This is a genomic window from Corynebacterium sp. KPL2850 (assembly GCF_040225855.1).
Taxonomy (GTDB): domain Bacteria; phylum Actinomycetota; class Actinomycetes; order Mycobacteriales; family Mycobacteriaceae; genus Corynebacterium.
On record NZ_JBEHFV010000059.1, the window covers coordinates 1 to 3317 of the forward strand.

4 protein-coding genes are annotated in these 3317 nt (G+C 56.0%); 3 read left to right on the forward strand and 1 reads right to left on the reverse strand.

The genetic code is table 11. The annotated features are described in order from the left end of the window. The 3 genes from ABRP93_RS11470 to ABRP93_RS11480 all read left to right on the forward strand — a co-directional run. Positions 1 to 807: sodium:solute symporter family transporter (locus ABRP93_RS11470; protein WP_502879667.1), on the forward strand; the 807-nt coding region annotated here is incomplete at its 5' end. A gap of 34 nt (positions 808 to 841) precedes the next feature. After that, positions 842 to 1408, forward strand: a complete 567-nt coding sequence (locus ABRP93_RS11475; RefSeq protein ID WP_349888004.1) for an HNH endonuclease family protein — start codon at positions 842 to 844, stop codon at positions 1406 to 1408. Positions 1409 to 1464: 56 nt separating this feature from the next. Then, complete coding sequence (locus ABRP93_RS11480; protein WP_349888005.1) at positions 1465 to 1908, forward strand: DUF2269 domain-containing protein; 444 nt, start codon at positions 1465 to 1467, stop codon at positions 1906 to 1908. A gap of 8 nt (positions 1909 to 1916) precedes the next feature. Here ABRP93_RS11480 and ABRP93_RS11485 read toward each other — a convergent pair whose 3' ends face one another. Then, a complete protein-coding gene (locus ABRP93_RS11485) occupies positions 1917 to 3155 on the reverse strand; it encodes an HNH endonuclease signature motif containing protein (RefSeq protein WP_349888006.1) in 1239 nt (412 codons plus the stop codon). Positions 3156 to 3317: the final 162 nt, after the last annotated feature.

Below are 3317 nucleotides of genomic sequence, written 5' to 3' on the forward strand. Positions count from 1 at the left end.
GGCATGGTGGAAAGGTACCTCACTTCCCCAGCGAGATGCTGGTTTCAAGGTGTCCACCATCTGGGGGTCAGGTCCCGTTTCTACGGCATCACCTGGATGGGCCTTTCCGTCATCGGCGCTATCTTCGTTGCGCTTACCGGCACTGTGTACTTCACCCAGTTCGGTGAAACTATTACTGACCAAGAGAACTTCGAGACCATCTTCTTGGATATGGCTCAGGCCATGATGCACCCATTGCCTGCTGGTTTCGTCTTGACCGCAGTTTTGGCAGCGATCATGTCCACTATGTCCTCCCAGATGCTCGTGGTTTCCTCTTCCCTGATTGAGGACCTTTACCTCATCATCGCAAAGCGCAAGCCTTCCGAGGGCGTTCTGATTAACCTGTCCCGTACCGCCGTTGTGGCCATTGCGATTATCGCCGCACTCCTGGCTATCAACCCGTCCGACTCCATTCTTGGCCTGGTCGGCTTCGCATGGGCTGGTTTCGGTTCCGCATTCGGTCCGCTCGTTATCCTGGCTCTGTACTGGAAGCGCCTCAACGCAACCGGTGCAATCGCCGGTATGGTTACCGGTGCAGTCGTCGCCATCGGCTGGGGAATGTCCCCGCTTGGCGATTCCCTCTACGAGATGGTCCCAGGCTTCTTCTCCGCACTCCTCGTTACCGTTCTGGTCACCTTGGCTACCAAGCAGCCAGACCAGGAGGTCCTGGACGAGTTCGAGGAAGCCGAGAAGCTTGCCAAGCTCGTTGAGAAGGACGACTCCCTGGACTTCGAGGAAGCAGCAGAAAAGGTTTCCGATAACAAGTAGGAACCTTCCCGCTCCTCGCGGAGTCCAATAGGACATGAAGTCCTATTATTTGGCCGCGCTATCATGCATAACCGCTCTCGTTATCGCATGGTATGCGTGGCCTTTTCCGCGTTTTGATGTCTCCACAGTGCCGGATCGCGCGGAATTGCCAGGCTACGACCGCGACGAGTTCGGCGGCTGGCAGCCCAACGGCGCATGCACCACGCGCGAGGCCATCATGGAGAACCAAGCCAGCGACGCCTTCGCAAACTGTCGGCCGCAATCCGGCACGATCTATGACCCCTACGCGGGTGAGATGATTTCAGCCACCTCCCCCATCGAGGTCGACCACATCTTCCCTCTTTCCGCCGCATATGACATGGGTGCTGCAGAATGGGACCAAGACACCAAGATCCGCTTCGCCAACGATCCCCTCAATCTGGTGGCGACCAGCCGGAAGCTCAATCAGGAAAAGTCCGATTCCCTCCCCTCCGAGTGGCTGCCGCCCGCCAACCGCTGCGATTACTCGCGGCGCCTCGCAGAAATCGCGCGAAAGTACGAGTTACCGTTGCCTCGTGCTGACATTCGTGCAATGAGAAGGCAATGTCGGTTCGATTTCTAGCTGGGAAATTGATTAGGGTGAACAAGGCAACTTTTCTTAACTGAAGGGCATCCTCCATGACTACTTTTTTCATTTTCCTGCACGTGGCAGCGGCCATTGTTCTACTTGGCCCCGTGTGCATTTCCACCTCCATCTACCAGACTCAGCTGCAGGGCGCAGCGCAGGGCGATAAGACGGCCCTCGGCGCCGCCCGCAACCTGCACAACATCACCAATACTTACGGCTACATTTCCGCTCTCGTGCCGGTCCTTGGCCTTGCTGTGTTCCTGTCTGATATCGAAACCTTCAAGAGCCAGGTCAACTTCCACATCGCCATCCTCGTGGCCATCATCGCGTGGTGCCTGCTCTTCTTCCTCATCCTTCCTAAGCAGCGCACGGCGCAGGCAGCCCTAGAGTCCGGCGATACCGCCAACCTGGGCTCCATTAAGAAGTCCCTGTCCGCTTTCGGCGGCGTCTTCAACCTCCTGTGGATCATCTGCCTTATCTTGATGTACCTCTAGGAAGCCAATTACTTATCGGGGACAGTGTCATCGCTGTCCCCTTTTTCATGCGTGGACTCCTCCCGAAGTTCTTCTTTTAACTGTTGCGCATCTGCATGCGCATTCTCCCGCCGCTTCTGCGTCGCCTGTGCCACCGTCTGCGCCCACCTGCGGTTCTTGGGCGCCAATGGGCCACTGGCCGAGTCATAGACCCACGTAGAGTCATCGAAAAGCCAGACGATGTCCCCGCTTATCGGGTCCTTGATATAAAAGGCCCTCCCATCGGTCTTTATATTGTGATGGTGTTGGCATAAGCACGTAAGGTTCGCCGCCGAGGTCGGACCGCCATCCGCAAAGTCGTGCCGATGGTCCATCTGGGAAGCCACTGCCGGCCGCGTGCAGCCTGGCCACCGGCACGTGCCATCCAAACCCTCCACGAACGCCCGGATATCCGGCGGTGTCACGTAGTTAGTGCTTTCCGCCTGACCGGCCTTCTCCATGTCCCTCGTCGTGGTTGCCCGTGCCTGCAAGTCATCTGCAGTCTCCGGCGATACCCACCCCAGGTTCTGCACAAACGCGGGTGCATCCGGCAGGTCACAGCGATACATATTCAACACGACCTTGGCCTTAGCCTGTGCTTTTCCAGTCAGCAGTTCAACGGCAGCTTCGGCCATCGTGAGGTCCTTGTCCGTAGCGATATCCCGGATATTGCGGTCGATTATCTCGGCGGTTTCTAGTCCAACGTCCAGACAAACCGCAGCCCACTCCCCACCTGTAGGTTCAACGCTATAGGTTTGCTTGCGTCGGGGATCCCGGGCGGCAATGGAGGGATCGAGGCGCACGATGAGCTCACGCAGCTTGCGGCGCAGGTTACGGTGCGAGGGCAGCTTTTGATTGGGGCGAGTTGGGGTCAAGTAGTTGGTCAGGGCGTCATCGATAGTGATTTTCTTCTCCGCATCAATGGCGCCGAGTTTGGCTAGGGTTTGGTCTATCGTGATGAGTCGGTCTAAATCTAAATGAAAATGCTGTTCTTGCCGGGCACGCAGCCGCGGCAGTTCCTTTAGACGCTCGAAGGCGAAAATGATATTCCTAATTCGGGACTGACGCGCCCCAGTTAAGTTAGACAGGGATTGGCTAATAATTTCGATATCGTCATCTGAGCCAGGATGAAGCTTCTCCCAGAACTGGTATTCCGCCTTCCTAATCTCCGTAGCTGCACGGGAGGTAGAATTTTCTGGATTGGTATTGGCATAATATGGCGCATTCATGGACTTTCTTTCGAGAGATTTACTAGAACATGCTTTCGCCATATACCATACAAAACCGCCCCGACACGTTACCCCCGTTTATAGTGGCCTAAACGACAGGATGTGTTGGTGAAGTTATATGTTTAGCCGGTCTGGAGTGCTGGTATTAGGATTATTTCACTT